The 17,902-nt window shown below is 71.0% G+C and carries 13 protein-coding genes; 5 read left to right on the forward strand and 8 right to left on the reverse strand.

Annotation, left to right across the window (positions count from 1 at the left end):
- Positions 1-274: 274 nt before the first annotated feature.
- Positions 275-1,093: a helix-turn-helix domain-containing protein gene (locus tag ABD466_RS37930; protein ID WP_344662107.1), complete on the forward strand. Its 819-nt coding sequence runs from the start codon at positions 275-277 to the stop codon at positions 1,091-1,093.
- 75 nt (positions 1,094-1,168) lie between these two features.
- Here ABD466_RS37930 and ABD466_RS37935 read toward each other — a convergent pair whose 3' ends face one another.
- Together ABD466_RS37935 and ABD466_RS37940 are read right to left on the reverse strand one after the other, a co-directional pair.
- Positions 1,169-2,350 carry an acyl-CoA dehydrogenase family protein gene (locus tag ABD466_RS37935; RefSeq protein WP_344662108.1) on the reverse strand — a complete coding sequence of 394 codons (1,182 nt, stop codon included), beginning with the start codon at positions 2,348-2,350 and terminating at the stop codon, positions 1,169-1,171.
- A 61-nt stretch (positions 2,351-2,411) separates the two neighbouring features.
- Positions 2,412-3,587, reverse strand: coding sequence for an acyltransferase family protein (locus ABD466_RS37940; RefSeq protein WP_344662109.1), 1,176 nt, complete (start codon positions 3,585-3,587; stop codon positions 2,412-2,414).
- Between the two features lie 260 nt (positions 3,588-3,847).
- Between ABD466_RS37940 and ABD466_RS37945 the strand changes: the two genes are divergently transcribed.
- Positions 3,848-4,381: a dihydrofolate reductase family protein gene (locus ABD466_RS37945; protein WP_344662110.1), complete on the forward strand. Its 534-nt coding sequence runs from the start codon at positions 3,848-3,850 to the stop codon at positions 4,379-4,381.
- 75 nt (positions 4,382-4,456) lie between these two features.
- Here the strand turns inward: ABD466_RS37945 and ABD466_RS37950 are convergent, their stop codons facing one another.
- From ABD466_RS37950 to ABD466_RS37965, 4 genes are all read right to left on the reverse strand, one after another.
- Positions 4,457-5,893 (reverse strand): multicopper oxidase family protein, encoded by a 1,437-nt coding sequence (locus tag ABD466_RS37950; RefSeq protein ID WP_344662111.1) that lies wholly within the window; start codon positions 5,891-5,893, stop codon positions 4,457-4,459.
- Positions 5,894-5,978: 85 nt separating this feature from the next.
- A complete protein-coding gene (locus ABD466_RS37955) occupies positions 5,979-7,004 on the reverse strand; it encodes an alcohol dehydrogenase catalytic domain-containing protein (protein WP_344662112.1) in 1,026 nt (341 codons plus the stop codon).
- Complete coding sequence (locus tag ABD466_RS37960; protein ID WP_425558842.1) at positions 7,001-8,263, reverse strand: acyl-CoA dehydrogenase family protein; 1,263 nt, start codon at positions 8,261-8,263, stop codon at positions 7,001-7,003. Before ABD466_RS37960 ends, ABD466_RS37955 begins: the two co-directional genes overlap by 4 nt.
- A 53-nt stretch (positions 8,264-8,316) precedes the next feature.
- The gene (locus ABD466_RS37965) at positions 8,317-9,591 is read right to left on the reverse strand and encodes a GNAT family N-acetyltransferase (RefSeq protein ID WP_344662114.1); all 1,275 of its coding nucleotides are present in this window, start codon (positions 9,589-9,591) and stop codon (positions 8,317-8,319) included.
- Positions 9,592-9,725: 134 nt separating this feature from the next.
- Between ABD466_RS37965 and ABD466_RS37970 the strand changes: the two genes are divergently transcribed.
- Positions 9,726-11,000: an extracellular solute-binding protein gene (locus ABD466_RS37970; RefSeq protein WP_344662115.1), complete on the forward strand. Its 1,275-nt coding sequence runs from the start codon at positions 9,726-9,728 to the stop codon at positions 10,998-11,000.
- On the opposite strand, the gene ABD466_RS37975 is transcribed toward ABD466_RS37970, so the two are convergent.
- Complete coding sequence (locus ABD466_RS37975; RefSeq protein ID WP_344662116.1) at positions 10,990-11,403, reverse strand: VOC family protein; 414 nt, start codon at positions 11,401-11,403, stop codon at positions 10,990-10,992. The two genes, ABD466_RS37970 and ABD466_RS37975, sit on opposite strands and share 11 nt — an antisense overlap.
- A 100-nt stretch (positions 11,404-11,503) precedes the next feature.
- Here ABD466_RS37975 and ABD466_RS37980 point away from each other — a divergent pair, with 100 nt between their 5' ends.
- Positions 11,504-12,496 carry a helix-turn-helix transcriptional regulator gene (locus ABD466_RS37980; protein ID WP_344662117.1) on the forward strand — a complete coding sequence of 331 codons (993 nt, stop codon included), beginning with the start codon at positions 11,504-11,506 and terminating at the stop codon, positions 12,494-12,496.
- A 147-nt stretch (positions 12,497-12,643) separates the two neighbouring features.
- On the forward strand, positions 12,644-16,057 hold the full coding sequence (locus ABD466_RS37985) for a hypothetical protein (RefSeq protein WP_344662118.1): 3,414 nt from the start codon (positions 12,644-12,646) through the stop codon (positions 16,055-16,057).
- A gap of 155 nt (positions 16,058-16,212) precedes the next feature.
- Here ABD466_RS37985 and ABD466_RS37990 read toward each other — a convergent pair whose 3' ends face one another.
- Positions 16,213-17,622 (reverse strand): YML083C domain-containing protein, encoded by a 1,410-nt coding sequence (locus tag ABD466_RS37990; RefSeq protein WP_344662119.1) that lies wholly within the window; start codon positions 17,620-17,622, stop codon positions 16,213-16,215.
- Positions 17,623-17,902: the final 280 nt, after the last annotated feature.

Below are 17,902 nucleotides of genomic sequence, written 5' to 3' on the forward strand. Positions count from 1 at the left end.
CCAGGTTTCGGACCAGCGGTCACGGGTATCCGTGACCGCGTCTGTCACCGTCAGCGACGCGTTGCGGACGACCTGTGACACCGCTACGCTGCCAGCGATCGCCAGGAAGCGCCCCGGAACCGTGTTCTGTGGCGTTTCCGCATTTCAGGCCCAGAGTGTGAACCGTCAACAAGTCCACCTGTCAGACGTCTGATGCGCACCCGTCCGCGCGGACCCTGTCCCCGAGCCCCCACAGCCGATGCACGCTCGCCCGTGAACGACGCCAGGAGATGGGATGCAAAGCACCACGAGCACCACCGCGCACTGCGACGCGAAGGCCCAGGAGGCCGTCGCACGAGCGATCGAGATCATGTGGGAGCGCTACCGGGAACCGTTGTCCCTGTCGGATATAGCCAGAGCCGCCCTCCTGAGCCAGTTCCACTTCTCCCGGGTGTTCCGGGCCGTGACCGGCACGTCCCCGTTCCGCTTCCTGGCGGCCGTCCGCCTCCACCAGGCCAAGCGGTTGCTGCTGGAGAGCGGCATGAGCGTCACCGACATCGCCTTCGAGGTCGGATACAGCAGCCTGGGCACCTTCACCAGCCGCTTCACCAGCAGCGTGGGCGTGCCCCCGGCGCGCTACCGCCGCCTGGCCCGCCACGGCATGCCCCTCCCGGCCACCGGCTGGGAGCACGCCGCGGCCACCCGCGGCGGTATGCGAGGCCTGATCCGCATGCCCTCCGCGCCGCCGTCGATGCGCATCTACGTCGGCGCCTTCGACAGCCCCATCGTCCAGGGCGCCCCCGTCTCCTGCGACATCCTCGACGGACCGGGCCCCTACCGCCTGGCGGCGGTCCCGGACGGCGAATGGCACGTCCGCGCCGCCGCCGTCCCCGCCAACCCGCGCAGCCGCGCGCTCCGCCTGCGGCCCCTGGCCGTGGGGACGCCGGCGGCGGTGCTGGTCCGCGGCGGGCGCTGCGTGGACGTGGACGTGGATCTGCGCCCCGCCGAGCTGCTGGACACGCCGATCCTGTTGGCGCTGCCGGAGCTGGACCGGGGCGGGGAGGCTTCGCCGGCGCGGCTGGTGCGGGAGTTCGCCGCGGTCTTCGCCGCATAGGGCCGGCACGCCGGGCGCGCGGCCTGTGCCAGTCTCCTGGCACAGGCCGCGCGCCCGCTCACACCGCGCCGCGCCTCACACGTAGTGCGTGTTCGGCTCCAGGCCGCACAGCACGCGTCCGTACAGCTCCAGGTTCGTCGCCGGGTGCATGATGGCGTGCAGGCTCAGCGTCTGGGCATCGCGCTGGATCCGCTGGATCGGCACGCCGCTGTACACCGACGAGCCCCCGCTGGCGGAGCTCAGCAGGTCGACCGTCTCCTTGGCCCGCCGCACGGTCGCGCCCAGGTGCAGCCGCACCCGCGCCCGCTCCTCCAGCGTCCAGCCCTCGCCGGCCGCCGCCTTGTCGTCCAGCATCCCCGCGGCCGCGAAGGCATGGAAGTCGGCTTCCGCGGCGTGGGTGGCCGCCTCCGCGGTGACCAGGTGGGTGATCGGTGCCTCGGACTGGTTCTCGTAGGCGGTGTAGGTGATCTTCCGGCCGGGCAGCCGCTCGAAGAACGCCTCCCGCGCCGCACGGGCCAGCCCCAGCGCCACAGCGCCGACCGTGGCACACGCGGTGGGCATGAACGGCGCCCGGTAGACCGGGCTCGCGGCGTTGCGCCCCAGCTGGTGCACGCCCGCCAGCACCGGCCCCATCGACAGCACCCGCGCGTCCGGGACGAACACGTCCTGGGCCACCGTGCTGACGCTGCCGGAGCCGCGCAGGCCGGACGTGTGCCAGTCGTCGACGACCGCCAGGTCGGACAGCGGGACCAGCACCATGATGGGCTCGTAGGACCCGTCGGGCAGAGCCCGCACCGCCGCGTTGGTGTTCCACGCGCTCTGCTGGCTGCCGGTGTTGAAGGACCACTTGCCGTTCAGCACCACGCCGCCGTCCGTCGGCACCGCCATCGCCGTCGGGCTCAGGATGCCGCTGACCCGGACGTCCGGGTCGGCGAACACCTCGTCCTGCACCTCGTCCGGGAACATCCCGACCATCCAGGTGCTGACCGCCCACACCGCGGCGGTCCAACTCGTCGAGCCGTCACCGCGCCCGAGCTCGGCCAGGACGTCGACGACCGTCCGCATCGGCGACTCGTAACCGCCGTGGTGGCGCGGAACCCGCATCTTCAGCAGCCCGGACTCGGTGAGCGCGGCCACCACGTCATCGGACAGGCGGCGGTTCTCCTCGATCCACGGCGCGTTCTTCTGCAACAGCGGCACCAGCTCCGCCGCGCGGGCGACGAGTTCCTCGCGCGACGGCCCGTTCGTGTTCTCCATGCGGCGCTCCCAAAGTGACAGGGGACTGTTTTCCACTGTTACTGTGACGATCCGGGCGCGGTCACGGCATCTCCGGTCGTGCGACCGCCGGCACCGGTTCGGGCACCGGGGGCGCGGCCGCGGACCGCCGGGCCGAGCGCGCGACCGAGAACCGCTTCATGACCGGGTTCTCGACCAGCGAGTACAGCAGCCACGACAGCAGCACGGTGACCCCGAGCAGCAGCGCGATGACCCCGAACGCGGCCGGTGTGCTCCAGTGCCGCGTCAGGCCCAGCGCGCGGTGCCCGTAGTTCAGCACCATGAAGTGCCACAGGTAGAACGCGAAGGAGATCTCCCCCAGCCACACCATGACCCGGCTGGACAGCCACGTCGGCCGGGCCTGCGCGTCGGTCTGGGCGGCGTTCGCGATGACCAGCGCGGTGGGCAGGATCATCACCGCCACCAGCGTCGCCTTGGCCGGGAACACCACCGGCGCCAGGGCGTAGGCGGCGACCGCCACCGCCAGCGACCCGCCGAGCCCGAGCGGCACCCGGCGCCCGCTGATCACGATCCGCGCCACGATGATGCCCAGGACGAAGTCCAGCAGCCGCACCGGCGGGAAGAAGTAGATGAACCAGAACTGGTCCTCGGAGGCCGGCGCGAACGGCACGTCCTGCTGGTGCGGCAGCAGCTGCGCGGCGACCGGCACGAGGAACACCAGCGCCGTCACCCCCAGTGCGCAGGCCCACAGCAGCCGGGCCGGAATCCGCCGGATCAGCACGAGCAGCACCGGGAACAGCAGGTAGAACAGCGCCTCGCAGGACAGCGACCAGGAGATGCTGTTGTAACCGTTGTTGATGTTCAGGTCCGGGAACCAGGCCTGGACCAGCAGCACGTTCGCGGCGGCGTACTTCAGGTTGTTGGTCGCGTGCACGACCTTGGCCAGCAGGATGAACGCCACGACGAAGGTGATCAGGTGGTTGGGCCAGATCTTGCACACCCGCCGCCGCCAGAACCGCGGCGCGGTGTCGGTGTCGCGGGCCGTCCAGGTGAGGATGAACCCGGAGAGCACGAAGAAGAAGCCGACGCCGAGGTACCCGGCGCGGCCGAACACGGAGGTGTACTTGGCCTGCGCGCCGGCCGAGCTGAAGAAGACCTGGTACATCGCGTGGAAGAAGAACACCAGGGCCGCGGCGAAGAACCGCATCCCGGTCAGCGCGGGCAGCCGGGCGGGACGGCCGGCCGGCGGCGCGGTCACGGACGATGAGCCTTGCAAGGGGACACCTCTTCCGGTCGGGGTGGCTGGGGTGGGGACAGACACGCTCCGACCCGGCCGGCGGTACGTGGCCCTCCCGTCCCGGCCCGGTCGGTGCGAACACTGGCACCCGCCGCGGCCCCGGCACATCTTCCAGATTGCGCTGTGCCCGCCCCGCAGCTCGCCAATCCCGCCGGCAATCCCGACACGCCGGATATCAGAGAACACATTCGGGTGCGGCGCCCGGCCCTTAAGGTGGGCGCATGGGAAAGGTCTTGTGGCACACGACAATGTCCTTGGACGGATACATCGCCGGTCCCGGCGGCACGATGGACTGGATGCGGGGATTCAGCGGCCCGTCGCCGCAGACCTTCCAGGACATCATCGCCAGCACCGGCGCCGCGCTGGCCGGGCGCAACAGCTATGACTCCGGCGCGAACGCCGGCCAGAAGGTCTACGGCGGCGCGCTGAAGGGCCCGGTGTTCGTGCTCACCCACAACCCGCCGGAGGCCGGCGACCCCGACGTCACCTTCCTGACCGGCGACGTCGCCGACGCGGTGGCCACCGCGAAGAAGGCGGCCGACGGCAAGAACGTCGTCCTCATCGGCGGGATCCTGGGCAAGGAGTGCCTGGCCGCCGGCCTGGTGGACGAGATCCTGATCCACCTCGCGCCGGTCCTCGTCGGCGACGGCGTGCGCCTGTTCGACAACCCCGGCGGGCCGTCCTTCCGGCTCACCCCGCTCGGCGCCGAAACCGAGGGCGACATGGTGAATCTGCGGTATACGCCGGCCGGCTGACACTTCCACGACCATGACGGGAATGCCGCGGCGGTCGACACCGCCGCGGCATTCCCGCGTCCCCGCCCGGCACGGCTAGGGAACGATCTCCATTTGCGCCATCATGCCGACGTCGGCGTGTTCCATGAAATGACAATGGTAGGCGTACCGGCCGAGGAATCCGTCGAACGTGGCCTGCACCCGGACCGTGGTGCCCGGCGGGATCAGGACGGTGTCCTTCAGGCCGGCGTCGTTCGGGGTCATCGGGGCGCCGGTGCGGTCCAGGACCCGGAACATGGTCAGGTGCATGTGGAAGTCGTGCAGGAAGCCCATCGCCCCGTCGCCGTTGGTGACGTTCCAGATCTCGGTGGTGCCGCGGCGGATGACGAAGTCGACGCGGTTCGGGTCGTAGGGCCGGCCGTTCACCAGGCCGACCGGCTGCGGGCCGGACAGATCGAAGCTCAGCACCACGTCGCGGGTGTTGGTCGCCCGCGGCAGCACCGGCAGCGGACGGAAGCGGTCCGGCACCCGGCTGTCGTCGCCGGTGCGCGGGCCGACGTCGAACCGGAGCACCGGCCCGCGGGTCGGATCGCTCAGCAGTACCTGGGAGCCGGGCTCGCACCGCCCGAAGTCGACCACCAGTTCCACCCGCTCACCGGAGCACATGGTCAGGTCGGTACGCGGCACCGGCGCCGGCAGCAGTCCGCCGTCGGAGGCGATCTGCACCATCGGCGCGCCGTCCAGGGTCAGCTGGAAGACGCCCTCGACCGCGGCGTTCAGCAACCGGATCCGGTACTTGCGCGCCTCGACCGGGAAGTACGGCTGCACCTTGCCGTTGGCCAGCACGGTCGTCCGCAGCGCGGGATTGCCGAACACCAGGTTGCCGGCGGCGTCGAACTGCGCGTCGCGCAACAGGATCGGCACGTCGTAGTCCCCGGTCGGCAGGCCCATCCCGCGTTCGACCGGATCCTCGATGATGTAGAACCCGTGCAGGCCCTTGTAGGTGTGCTCGCCCTCCATCATGTGCGCGTGGCTGTGGAACCACAGCGTCGAGGCGCGCTGCCCGTTCGGGTAGGTGTAGTCGCGCTTGGCCCCGGGCTGGATGACGTCCAGCGGGTGCCCGTCCATGCCCGCCGGCACGTGGCCGCCGTGCAGGTGCACGTTGGTCACCTCGTCGAGCAGGTTGGCGAACGTGACGGTCACCGGACGCCCGGTCCGGGCCCGGATGACCGGGGCTAGGAAGTCGGGGCCGTAGGTGTAGACCGGGGTCTGCAGACCGGGCAGGATCTGCGCGGTGCCCGGCCGGATCGGTATTCGGTACCGGTCCAGGCCGCCGTCCCGTTCCGGCTCCAGCACCCGCGGCACCGGCATCCGCTCGGTGAACGGCGCCGGCGCCGCGGCCGATCCGGCCGTCGCCACGCCCTTCGTCCCGGCGGCGGCCGTCGCGGGTTCGCGTTCGCCCAGCGCGAGCAGGCCGCCGCCGGCCACGGCCGTGCCGGCCGCGAGGAACTGCATTCGGGTGAGGTTGGGCATGAGTCTCCTGTCGAAGTCGCGCGTCCGCACCGGGACGGTACGGACGCGCGGCCACCGGGGTCATCTCTCAGGGTGCTGTCATCGCTCAGTGCGGGTCGTACTCCACCACGGCGCGGAACCGGACCTCGCCCTTGGCCAGCCGCTCGACCGCCTCGGCGGCCTGCTCCGGGGCGAACACCTCGACCATCGGCGTGACCTTGCCGGCCTTCTGCAGCGCCAGCGCCTCGGCCAGCACGTCCAGACCGCCGTGGGTGGCGCCGACGATCCGCTGCCGCCTCGCCCACTGCACGGCCGCCGCCGGCACGGTGAGCAGCTCCGACGGATCGATCGAGGCCAGCACCAGCACGCCGTCCGGGGCCACGGCCGGCAGCGCGTCGGCGGCGGCGGCGTTCGACGTGCCGGTCACCAGCACCACGTCCGCGCCGCCGGCCGCCCGCAGCCCGGCGCCGTCCGCGACCACCAGGTCCGCGCCGAACTGTTCGCAGAGCTCCGCCTTGTCCGGCGACCGGGTCACCGCGACGGTCTCGTGGCCGAACGCCTTGGCGAACTGCAGCGCCAGGTGGCCGATCCCGCCGATCCCGACGACCGCGACCCGCTGCCCGGGCCGGGCCTCGGCGGCCCGCAGCGCGCTGAGGGCGGTGTAGCCCGCGCACATCATCGGCGCGATCTTCGTGCACGCGACCTTCTCCGGCAGCAGCACGGTGCTCTCGGCGCGCACCGCGACGTAGTCGGCGTGCACCCCGGGCGCCGTGATGCCGGTCATCACCGGCGCGGCGCAGCTCATCATCGACTGCCCGGTCAACGGCAGGTTCCGGCGGCAGTAGTCGCAGCGGCCGCACGTGCCCTGGGCCCAGGTGACCCCGACCCGGTCACCGACCTCCCGGGTCAGCACGCCCGGGCCGACCGCCGCGACCCGGCCGGCCGCCTCGTGCCCGGTGATCACCGGATCCAGCCGCGGGAACGGCAGCGCGCCCCGGCTGACCAGCAGGTCGTTGTGGCAGATGCCGCTGGCGTGCACCTGGACCAGCACCTCGCCCGGTCCCGGCTCCGGGGCCGGGACGTCGCGCGGCACCCAGTTCTCCCCCGGCGCGGGGACGACGTTGGCCCTCATGCCGCCACCCCCGGCAGGACACCGAAGCTCAGCTGCGCGACGGCCCGGCTGATGACCGTCGTCAGCAGCACCGCGAACCCGGCATGGCTGTGGCCGGTCGACAGGTCGCGCCAGATCCGTTCCAGGCGTTGACCGCTGCGCACCGACCCCGTCCCGGCCGTGGGCTGGATGATCTCGGCCAGCGCGCGCCAGGCCAGCTCGGCGGCCTCCCGGCAGATCAGCGCCAGCTTCAGGTCCTCCTGCAGCGTGAAGGCCGCGGGACCGGCGGCGCACAGGTCCTGCCAGCGCCGGACCGTGTCCAGGGTGATGGACTCGGCCGCCGCGACCATCCCGACCGCCTGGCCGTACCAGCGCTGGTAGTCGGGGTTCTCCATGCGCGGGGTGATCGGCGGGGCGAGGGTGGTCTTGGTGCGCAGGATCTCCTCGTACGCGTCCAGCGCGCCCTGGGCCATGCCCACCGCCAGCGCCGCGCCCTCCAGGGCCATCGAGCTGAGCGGCGCGCCGCCGTACTGCGGGTTCCCGTGCAGGGTCAGGCCCGGGGTGCCGTCGGTGACCACGATCTCGCTGAGGTGCGCGCCCTCCAGCCCGCAGTGCCCGGGGATGCGCGCGTGGTCGAGCGCGATGGTGTTGGAGCCGCTGCCCTTCAGCCCGAGCTGGTCGCCCCAGTCGTCGAGGACGGTGAAGCTGCGGCGCGGCGCCACGAACAGCAGCGGACGCGGTTCGCCGTCGTCCACGATCATGGCGTGGCCCATGAGGTGGGTGGCGTAGGGGGCGCCGGAACTGTAGGGCCAGGCGCCGTCGATCTCCCAGCCGCCGTCCTCGGTCCGGCGGGCGGTGCCGCCGGGGGCGACGACCGCGGGGCAGATGAACTCGCCGGTCTCGAAGAACCCGGCCTGGGCCTCGGGCCCGAACAGGGTGGCCGCGGCCAGGGCGTGCGCCGCGCCCAGGCAGTACATCCAGCCGGTCGAGGGACAGCCGCGGGCCAGGGCCATCGCGACCTTCAGGAAGGTGTCGAGCCCGTACTCGTAGCCGCCGTAGCGGCGCGGCACCATGATGCGGTAGAAGCCGGCCTCGGAGAAGGCGGTGTGGACGTCGTCCGGGTAGCGGGTGAGCAGCTCGGTCTCGAGCTGGCGCGCGACCAGGGAGGGCCGGAACGCCTCGGCACGGGCGATCAGCTCCTCGGGGGTGGGGATCGCGGTCGCGGCCGTGCCGGCGGACGGGCCCAGCACCGGGCAGGTGTCGGGCTCGGTGGTGAACATGTCAGAGGTCTGGGTCATCGGGCGGGACCTTCCTGCTTTGCGGGGACGGGGGCTCAGAAGATCCCGAGCGCGGACGGCTGGGTCGGCCAGCTGAAGGCGGCGGAGGCGGCGGCCAGCGCGCCCGGCCGCAGTTCCCTGATACGGCCGGCGCCGGCCGACCAGCCGAGCGGCGTGCCGCCGAGGTAGGCCGCGCCGAGCACACCGATGTCGCAGCTCAGGTCTGGTGCGTCGGAGGTGGCGGCGCACCGCCCGACACCGTCGGCGCCGACGGTCAGACGCCATCGGCCGGTGTTCTCCGGCAGCATGTCGTCGCGGACTTCCAGGACCACGTCCAAGGGGGCGCTGTAGCGGCGGCCGGCCAGGGCGGTCGGGACGTCCAGGATCCGGATCCACAGGCCGTCGCTCACCGTCGCGTGCAGGGCCCGGGGCTCGTTCACCAGCAGGAACAGCGGCTCCTCGGCGGAGGCGAAGTCCAGGCGGACGGTACGGGTCAGGTCGACGGACAGCAGGAAGTCCCACAGCGCGGCGTAGGCGTCCGGGGTCGCGGCCACCACCTCGCCGACGTTCACCTCGCCGCCGCGGATGTCGCCGGTCCACTCGTTCTTGCGGCGCCACAGGGCGTAGCCCTGGATGCCGTCCGAGTCCTGGTACAGCAGCGCCCGCTGGGCGGAGTAGCCCTGCCGCATCTCCATCGGCAGCTGGGCCAGCAGCATGGCCCAGGTCGCGCGGTCCCGGCTGGACCAGCCCGGGCGGTGCGGCAGGACGCGTTCGTAGACGCGGCGGATGTCCTCGGCCGCCGCCGACGGCTCGCTCTCGCGCAGCCGGCCGCCGGCGCGCAGGTCCGGGATCCGCGCCTCGCGCGAGTCGACGGCCAGGCCGACGTTGCGGGCCGCCAGACCGCAGCCGTAGCGGCGGTAGATCTTCGCCTCGCTGGCCCACCACACCGCGAGCGCCTCGCCGTGCTCGTCGCGGGCGGTCCGCAGGTGGTAGTTCATCAGGCGGGTCATCAGGCCGCGGCGGCGGTGGGTCTGCCGCACCCCGCCGCGGGTCATGTGCGCCGCGGCCATGCGCCCGCCGGGGACGATGAGATCGCGGGTGAAGACGCCGACGTTGGCGACCGGCTCGCCCTCGAACTCGACGAGCGCGTTGCGCTCGGGTTCGAACACCGAGAACTCCGGCGGGCCGGCGGCCAGCCCCTCCAGGCCGAAGGCGTCGGCCAGGACGGCGTCGACGAGGAGTTCCTCCTCGGGCGAGGTGAGGGTGCGCAACACGTATTCGTCGTCGGCCCAGGGCCGCGCGCCGGAGGCGACGTCTTCGGTCACTGTCATGCGCTCATGCTCCGGCGGCGGCGCGGCGGGCGGCATCTTCGGGTGTGCGGCAATTCGGAAGATGCGGGGCGGGGCGGCGGCGGCGAAAGGTGGTAATGATGCCTGCGCACAGCCGGAGAGGATCGACGACGACGATGAACCGACCCCGCCCCCTCGAAGTCTGGCTCAACCACTGGCCGTTGCTGCCGGAACTGACCGCGCCGGCGATGCGCCGGGCCCAGGAGTTCAATCGTGAGCATCCGGAGTTCGAGGTGCGGGTGCGGGGGGTGGATGTGCGGTTCGTCCCGAAGGAGATGGCGGCGGCGGTCGCCGAGGGGCGGGCGCCGCAGGTGGCTGCTTATCAGTACTCGTTCACGCAGGAGGCGCGCGACGCGCGGGCCGCCGACGGCGCGCCGCTGTTCCGGTCCCTGGAGGCGGCGATCGGCGGCCGGAGCGAGGTGCTCGGGGTCCCGGTCGTGGTCGGCGATCTGCTGCCGAACGCCCGGGCCGCGTACACGTTCGACGGCGAGCTGCTGGCGATGCCGCGGAATCCGTCGACGACCGTGCTGTACGCGAACATGACGCTGCTGGCCGCGGCCGGGGTGGCCGCGCCGCCGCGGACCTGGGCCGAGGTCGAGCGGGCGTGCTCGGCGTTGGCGCTGCTGCGCGGCGGGCCGGAGCACGGTGTCGCGTGGCCGAACCAGAGCTGGTTCTTCGAGCAGTCGGTGGCCCAGCAGGGCGGATTGCTCGCCGAGCCCGACAACGGCCGGTCCGGCCCGGCCGAGAAGGTCGGCCTGGCCGGAGCGGAGATGCTGGAGTTCGTCACCTGGTGGCAGCGCCTGCACCGCGAAGGAGCGTTCTTCTACACCGGGGCGCCGATGGGCTGGCAGGGCGTGTTCGACGCTTTCGCGGAGCAGCGCGTGGCTCTGATGCTGAACTCCTCGGTGGAGGCCGGGCCGGTGATGCGCGCCGCCCGGGCGGCGGGCTTCGAGGCGGTGGCCGCGCCGATGCCGTACAACGACCGGGTCCCGTTCGCGGGGAACCTGGTCGCCGGCGACTCGCTGTGGCTGGCCGACCGGCTCGACGAGGACGTCACCGACGGGGCGCTGGCGTTCCTGCAGTATCTGGCGGCACCGGGAGCCGAGCCGGCGGAGCAGGCCGACTCCCGGGCGTTCGTCCCGCTGACGGAGACCGCGATCGCGCGGCTACACGCTGACGGCTGGTACGCCGAGCGGCCCCATCACCTCGCGGCCCTGGAACAGCTGCGCGCGACCACGGACTCCCCGGCGACGCGGGGAGCGGTGTTCGGAGGGTTCCGCGCCGTGCAGGACATGACCGCCGCGGCGATGCACGACGTGCTGACGGCCGGCGCCGACCCGGCCGAGCGGTTCGCGGCCGCGACCGTGCAGGCGCAGGCGCTCATCGGTTGACGACGTCCACGACCCAGGTGATGCCGAAGCGGTCGACGAGCATGCCGTACAGGGGTGCCCACTGCGCCGGGCCGAGCGGCTGGACGACGGTCGCTCCGTCGCTGAGCTTCTCCCAGTGCGCGGTGACCTCTTCGGCGGTCTTGCCGCGCAGCGACACGAAGAAGCTGTTCTCGCCGCGGTTCCACGGCATCCGCGACGGCACGTCGTAGGCCATCACGCGGAAGCCGTTGTCGGCGGCGACCTGGCCCCACATGACCTGGTCGGCTTCGGAGGGGTCGGTGACGTTCCCGGCGTCCTGGTAAGTGACGAGCGCGATGTCGCCTGCGAAGACGGACTGGTAGAAGGTGAGCGCCTCGCGGGCCTCGCCTCGGAAGTTCAGATGGGTCACAACGTCGACGGACATGGCGGTTCCTTGTCTTTTCGAGGTGGTACAGGGCTTTCGAGGAGCACACTTCCAGCGGTAGAGGTCAGGCTGTGTCCTCTTCTCGGGCAGAATCGATCTCATGTCGACGACCTCAGCGCGCCTGCTCGCTCTGCTGTCCCTGCTCCAGGTGCGCCGGGACTGGCCGGGTGCCGCTTTGGCCGAACGACTGCAGGTCAGCCCGCGCACGGTGCGCCGCGACGTCGACCGGCTGCGCGAGCTCGGCTATCCCATCGCGGCCATCAAGGGTCCCGACGGCGGCTACCGGCTGGGGGCCGGCGCGGAGCTGCCGCCGCTGCTGTTCGACGACGGGCAGGCCGTCGCGCTGGCCGTCGCGCTCCAGACCGCCTCCGCCACCGGTGCCGCCATCGCCGAGGACGCCGCCCGCGCGCTGGCCACGGTCCGCCAGGTCATGCCGGCCCGTCTGCGCCACCGCATCGACGCCTTGCGGGTCGCCACGGTGGCGGACCCCGCCGACCGGCCCGGCCCGCAGGTCGACAGCCGGGTGCTGGCCGCGCTGAGCGCGGCTGTGCGGGCCCGCGAAGTGCTGCGCTTCGACTACGCCGCCCCCGGGGTGTCGGACGACGATCCCGCCGGTCCGGCGCCCCGAAAGGTGGAGCCGCACCACCTGCTGGCCTGGGCCGGGCGCTGGTATCTGGTCGCGTGGGACCTCGATCGCTCCGCCTGGCGCATCTTCCGCGCCGATCGGCTCACCCCGCGGACCCCCACCGGACCACGCTTCGCGCCGCGCGAGGTGCCCGGCGGAGACGCGTCCGCTTTCGTCGTGGCCCGGTTCCGGGGCGCGGACGAGTCCGGCGCCTGGCCCTGTCGCGGCGAGGTGATCCTCGACCTGCCCGCCGCCGTCGTGGCGGGCTACACCCGCGACGGCGGCGTCGAGGAGGCCGGCCCGGACCGGTGCCGGCTCGTGCTGGGCTCGTGGTCCTGGCCGAGCCTGGCGGCGGCGTTCGGCACGTTCGACGCCGCCGTCGAGGTGGTCGGCCCGGCCGAACTCACGGAGGCGTTCGCGGTCCTGGCGCGGCGCTTCGCGGCGGCTTCGAGTATTGACGCCGACTGAACCCGCAGTTACCGTTCCCGTCGCACTGTCATCCGATGTTTCCGCTCGACCGAGCGATCAGCTCCGCACTGATCTCGTCACACGCTACGAGATCGACGTCCTTCGTTCCCTTACATCGGATGAATGACGGCCAAGGAGGCTGCTCACGTGACATCCCCTCACCCCCGGCGGCTCGCCGGAGCCGGCGCCGCCCTCCTCGCGGCCGCGACGGCCGTGTTCGTCCCCGGACACGCGTCGGCCGCCACCTCCGCGACGTTGTACGCCTCCCCGACCGGTTCGGGTTCGGCGTGCACCCAGGCGGCTCCGTGCTCGCTGGCCGGTGCGCAGAGCGCCGTGCGGAGCCTGTCCCCCTCGACCACCGGCGCCGACGTCACCGTCGTGGTCGGCGACGGCACCTATCGGCTCACGGCCACCTGGGCGTTCGGCCCGACGGACTCGGGCAGCGGCGGCCATCCCGTGGTGTGGCGGGCCGCGGCGGGAGCGCACCCGGTGATCTCCGGGGCGTCGCAGGTCACGAACTGGACCCAGGTCGGCACCTCGGGTGTCTGGTCGGCGCCGGTACCGGCGGGGAGCGCCACGCGGCAGCTGTACGTGAACGGCCGTGAAGCGCCGATCGCCGAAGCCGGTCCCGGAGCCCTGGGCTTCCGCGGCGGATGGTCGGGCACCTCCACCGGCTACACCATCAGCGGCGACAGCGCCGCCACGAGCTGGTTCGGCCAGCTGACCGCGGCGCAGATCGCAGGGATCGAATTCGACTATCCGGCGGCGAACGGCTCGTGGACCGAGTCCCGCTGCCGCGTGGCGGCCTACTCGGCCGGAACGCTGACCATGACGCAGCCGTGCTGGGCCGACGTCACCGCCCGGTCCGCGTTCAGCCAGGGAAGCGGCGGCCTGCCGTCGATGAACCCCAGCACCATGCCGGCCCTCATCGAGAACGCTCGAACCCTGCTTCACCCCGGACAGTGGTTCCTCGACGCGGCCGCGAACACGCTGTACTACCAACCCGCCGCCGGCCAGCAGATGAGCAGCCTGGACGTCGAACTCCCCCGCCTGGAGTCGCTGGTGCAGGGCGCGGGCACGCTGGCCACGCCGCTGCACGACCTGACCTTCAGCGGCCTCCAGTTCTCCTACGCCACCTGGAACGGCCCCTCGTCCTCGGCCGGGTTCGCCGACGTTCAGAGCAATCTGCGGATGACCGGCGCCACGAACCAGGCCATGTGCCATTTCTCGAACCCCTACGGCTCATGCCCGTGGGGCTCGCTGACGCAGCCGCTGGCGAACGTGGCCTTCAGCGCCGCGAACCGGATCACGCTGAGCGGCGACCGCTTCGCCGAACTCGGCGGCGCGGGCCTGAGCGTGATGTACGGGTCGACCGACACCCTGATCTCAGGGAACGAGTTCACCGACATCGCCTCCACCGGCATCCTGCTCGGCTGCACCCACGACCCGAACCCCACGAACCCGCACCCGGCCACCGACCCCGACGATCCGGCGCTGATCAAGCAGAACTGCACGCCCAACGCGTCGGCGGTGGCCGGGGACACGATCGGGACCAACGAGATCCTGACCGGGACGACGGTCTCGGACAACGTCGTCCACCACGTCGGCACCGACTACTCCTCCGCCGCCGGCATCACGCTGCTGTTCTCCCGGGGCACCACGATCACCCACAACGACCTCTACGACCTGCCCTACGACGGGATCACGGCCGGCGTGATCCAAGGCCACGTGGACCAGGCGAGCACGCCGCAGAACTCGACCAACATCAACGAGGACAACACGATCAGCGACAACCTGTTCCACGACTTCCTGACGGTGCGCAGCGACGGCGGCGCGATCTACGCCGAGGGCCACCAGTCGCAGTACGTCGACGCGAACGGCAACCCCGTGCCGTACAACCAGGCCGACCCGGCCCAGACCCTCGCGCACGGACTGCAGGCCACCGGCAACGTCGCCTACAACGGCGGCAACACCGACTTCACGTACTACGACGACGCCGGCTCGGAGTGGATCAACTGGCAGGGCAACGCCGCGTTCAGCGCCGGGCAGAACGCCACCGGCGGCTGCTCCTCGACCGGGCACATCTGGGTCAGCGGGAACTACTTCTCGGCGCCGTATGGAAGCTACGTGTGCAGTGCGGCGACCGATACCCATGCCAGCGGCAACACGACGATCTCCGCGGCCCCGGGTCCCGGTGACATCCCGGCGAACCTGATCTCCGGCGCGGGCGTGACCGCCGGGCACACGCCGCTCGCTCCCAAGGCGTACTACGTGTCACCGACGTCGAGCGCGAACCAGGTGCTGATCGGTGGCGAGGGATTCACCTCCAGTACTCTGATATACGCTGGCAGCACCCAGATCAGCGCCTCCGACATCCAACGCCTGTCCAGCGGCTTCCTCGTGGTGACGGTCCCCGCCGGAACGTCCGCCTCGCAGATCTGGGTCACCGGTCGTATCGACGACACGGATCCGTCGATCACCTACAGCGGCTTCTCATACTCCGCCGGCCGCGGCACGGGCGACCTCGGCGACGACGTGCACTACGCGACAGCCAATGGCTCCACAGCGAGCTACTCGTTCACCGGCGGCTTCGTCCAGGTGTTCGGCGAGCAGTACACGGACCAGGGCACGGTCGGCGTCAGCATCGACGGCGGCGCCCAACAAACGGCCGACACGATCCCCGCCGACGGGCAGCGCCACGCGAACGTACCGGTCTTCACAGCCGCCGGCCTCAGTCCCGGTGCCCACACCATCGTGGTCACCAAGCTCTCCGGCCAGTTCACGACGCTCGACGGATTCGGCACCGCCGACACCGCGCCACCGACACTGCGCACCAACGACACCGATCCATCGATCGCTTACAACAGCTTCGCCCTCAGCTCCCACCGCGGCCTCGGCGACTACAGCGACGACATCCACTACGCGACCGCGAACGGGGCCACCGCCACCTACACCTTCACCGGCAGCCTGATCGAGGTCCTCGGCGAGCAGTACATCGACGAGGGCACCCTGGGAATCACCATCGACAGCGGTTCTCAGCAGATTGCGAACACCGTCCCCGCCGACGGGCAGCGGCACTCCAACGTCCCGGTGTTCACCGCCACCGGACTGAACCCTGGCAGCCACACCATCGTGGTCACCAAGCTCTCAGGCCAGTACGCCACCCTCGACGGCTTCGCCTTCGCACTGCCGCCGATCCACCGCCTCAACGACACCGACTCCTCGATCACCTACAGCGGCTTCGCGTACAACGCCAACCGCGGCCTGGGCGACTATGGCGACGACATCCACTACGCCACCACGAACGGCTCCACGGCGACCGCCACCTTCACCGGCCCATTCATCGAGGTCTTCGGCGAGCAGTACACAGACCAAGGGACCATCGGCATCACGATCGACGGCGGCACGCAGCAGACCGTCAGCACCGTGCCCGCCGACGGCCAACGCCACTCGAACACCGTCGTCTACAGCGCCGCCGGCCTCTCCGCAGGCAGCCACACCATCACGGTCACCAAGCTGAGTGGACAGTACGCGACCTTCGACGGACTCGGCACTCAGTAGTGACCGGTGTTCGTGATCGCCGCCCTGGAGACCACGTGGCAGGCGACCGCGACGATCGGAACCAGCCGTGCCGGCGGCGATGTGATTGCCGCCGGCGTCATTCGGCTCGGAACGCTCGACTCTCGACAGGTGTCAGGATTCGGGGAGTTCGCAGGTCATTTGCAGGTAACGCTCTTGATCTTCATGGTCGTGAGGTCGACGGCAACGACGGCCTTGCCGAGCGTCTTGGTGTTGCGGCCGGGCGGACCTCCAGCCGACAGAGCCAGTTTGATGGTCTCCGTCGATCCCGAGACCACGCCGTTCGCAACGGGCAGCGCCTCGCCGACCGCCTTACTGCAGAGCATCGGCGCCGGGCCGGTGCTGCTGAGCGCGTTGTCGAAGGCTGCCTTGGAGATGAAGTAGGGGGCGACCTCGTCGGTCGGGTGAGCGCCGGCACTGATTTGGGTGCGCTCGTAGGTATAGGCAGCGAATACGTTCTTCACCAGCAACGTCGCCGGATCGTAGAGACCGTCCCCAGGCTTCTTCCCGGCGGCTGCCCTGTCCGGGGCGGGGATGTCGGGGAATCCCGAGCAAAGGGTGCGCTCGATCTGCTCGGTCGTCGGGTCGACGAAGACTTCCTGCCTGGCGTCGATGCCGTCGCGGCTGAAGCGCCAGGCGGCACCGCTGCTGGTGACAGCGATCGGATAGAAGATCCAGCTGGTCGGCTGGTACTGAGCGCAGACGGACGTCTCGAAGTTGAGCCACGGCCCGACGGTCGCGTTCGCAGACGTGGGGGCGTAGGTCGGTGCCGGAGTGGTGGGCGAGGTTCCGCCTTGCGCCTGCTGGTAGATGTCCGCCCCGAAGTGCTGAGCGAGGATCTTGGCTCCCGGGAAGCTCGGCAGCGCACTCGGCACACACTCGATCTTGGTGATCAGCCCCTTGGCCTGATCGACGGAGACCTGTGCCTGCTGTGGTGCGAGCTGTCCCTTGTCGAAGAGGTTGACCGTGACGACACGAATCCCAGTCTTCGCCGCGTCCGCCGGGCTGCTGACCATTGCAAGGTTCGGCGCTGTAGCGCCACATAGTGCGGCAGCGGTCGGATGCCCGGTTCCGTCCCAGTAGTTCGCCCTGATCGACGGGGAGGCGAACACCTCGTTGACCATGTCCATAGGGGCCTGTTGCGCTGGTGCGCTATCGACGTATGTGTAAAACGTCCCGGCGACGAAGTCGGCGGGAGGCGTCGAAACATAGGCAGGTAGCTGCTCGGATGTGGAGGATGCCTGCGGCGGCGTCGGTGAGTTGCTTGGCGACGTCGGCGTCGTTGCGACGGTGCTTGGTGTACTAACCGTGCCTCCGGCCGAGGGCTCAGCGTTCTTATGCTTGAGGACGCCAGTCGCGATGACACCGAAGGCGCCGCCGGCAAACAGAACCAAGACGACAGTCGTGGCGATCAACCCGGTGCGCCTGCGTGGTTGCGGCGGCGAGGGCTGGTTGCGCGCTGGCCGGTATCCATCCGCCCGCCGCGGGTAGGAATCGCGCAAAGCGTAAGACGGCGGCTCTCTGTGGTCGTCGTTCCGCTCCTGCATGACGTCCTCCCCTGGGTGATCGGTGGTCCCGATCGCTATGACGTCCGGTCAGAACAGGGGTTGCTGCTCGTGATCCAATCGTGATCAAGCATGGGCCGCCGAGCACTGATATCAGTACAAGTGGATGCTCGTTCATCCTCGGAGATGCCCGGGACCCAGCCGCCGCCGGCTAAGAAGCGGCCTTGAAGCGGTGCCGGTGCCTGGCTTCTTGAAAACTGAGGTTCCGGTCTTCCCGTCGCGTCGGCGGGCGAAGCCCATCACACCGGGCAGGCGGTGTCAG

Source organism: Catenulispora subtropica, assembly GCF_039531675.1.
GTDB lineage: Bacteria > Actinomycetota > Actinomycetes > Streptomycetales > Catenulisporaceae > Catenulispora > Catenulispora subtropica.

Excerpts from the sequence above, each read along its gene's own strand:
- ABD466_RS37935 (WP_344662108.1), bottom strand. The coding sequence starts at position 2,350 with ATGGAGAACACGAACGGGCCGTCGCGCGAGGAACTCGTCGCCCGCGCG.
- ABD466_RS37955 (WP_344662112.1), bottom strand. The coding sequence starts at position 7,004 with ATGAGGGCCAACGTCGTCCCCGCGCCGGGGGAGAACTGGGTGCCGCGC.
- ABD466_RS37945 (WP_344662110.1), top strand. The coding sequence starts at position 3,848 with ATGGGAAAGGTCTTGTGGCACACGACAATGTCCTTGGACGGATACATC.
- ABD466_RS37980 (WP_344662117.1), top strand. The coding sequence starts at position 11,504 with ATGTCGACGACCTCAGCGCGCCTGCTCGCTCTGCTGTCCCTGCTCCAG.
- ABD466_RS37975 (WP_344662116.1), bottom strand. The coding sequence starts at position 11,403 with ATGTCCGTCGACGTTGTGACCCATCTGAACTTCCGAGGCGAGGCCCGC.
- ABD466_RS37965 (WP_344662114.1), bottom strand. The coding sequence starts at position 9,591 with ATGACAGTGACCGAAGACGTCGCCTCCGGCGCGCGGCCCTGGGCCGAC.
- ABD466_RS37950 (WP_344662111.1), bottom strand. The coding sequence starts at position 5,893 with ATGCCCAACCTCACCCGAATGCAGTTCCTCGCGGCCGGCACGGCCGTG.
- ABD466_RS37930 (WP_344662107.1), top strand. The coding sequence starts at position 275 with ATGCAAAGCACCACGAGCACCACCGCGCACTGCGACGCGAAGGCCCAG.
- ABD466_RS37960 (WP_425558842.1), bottom strand. The coding sequence starts at position 8,263 with ATGTTCACCACCGAGCCCGACACCTGCCCGGTGCTGGGCCCGTCCGCC.
- ABD466_RS37990 (WP_344662119.1), bottom strand. The coding sequence starts at position 17,622 with ATGCAGGAGCGGAACGACGACCACAGAGAGCCGCCGTCTTACGCTTTG.
- ABD466_RS37970 (WP_344662115.1), top strand. The coding sequence starts at position 9,726 with ATGAACCGACCCCGCCCCCTCGAAGTCTGGCTCAACCACTGGCCGTTG.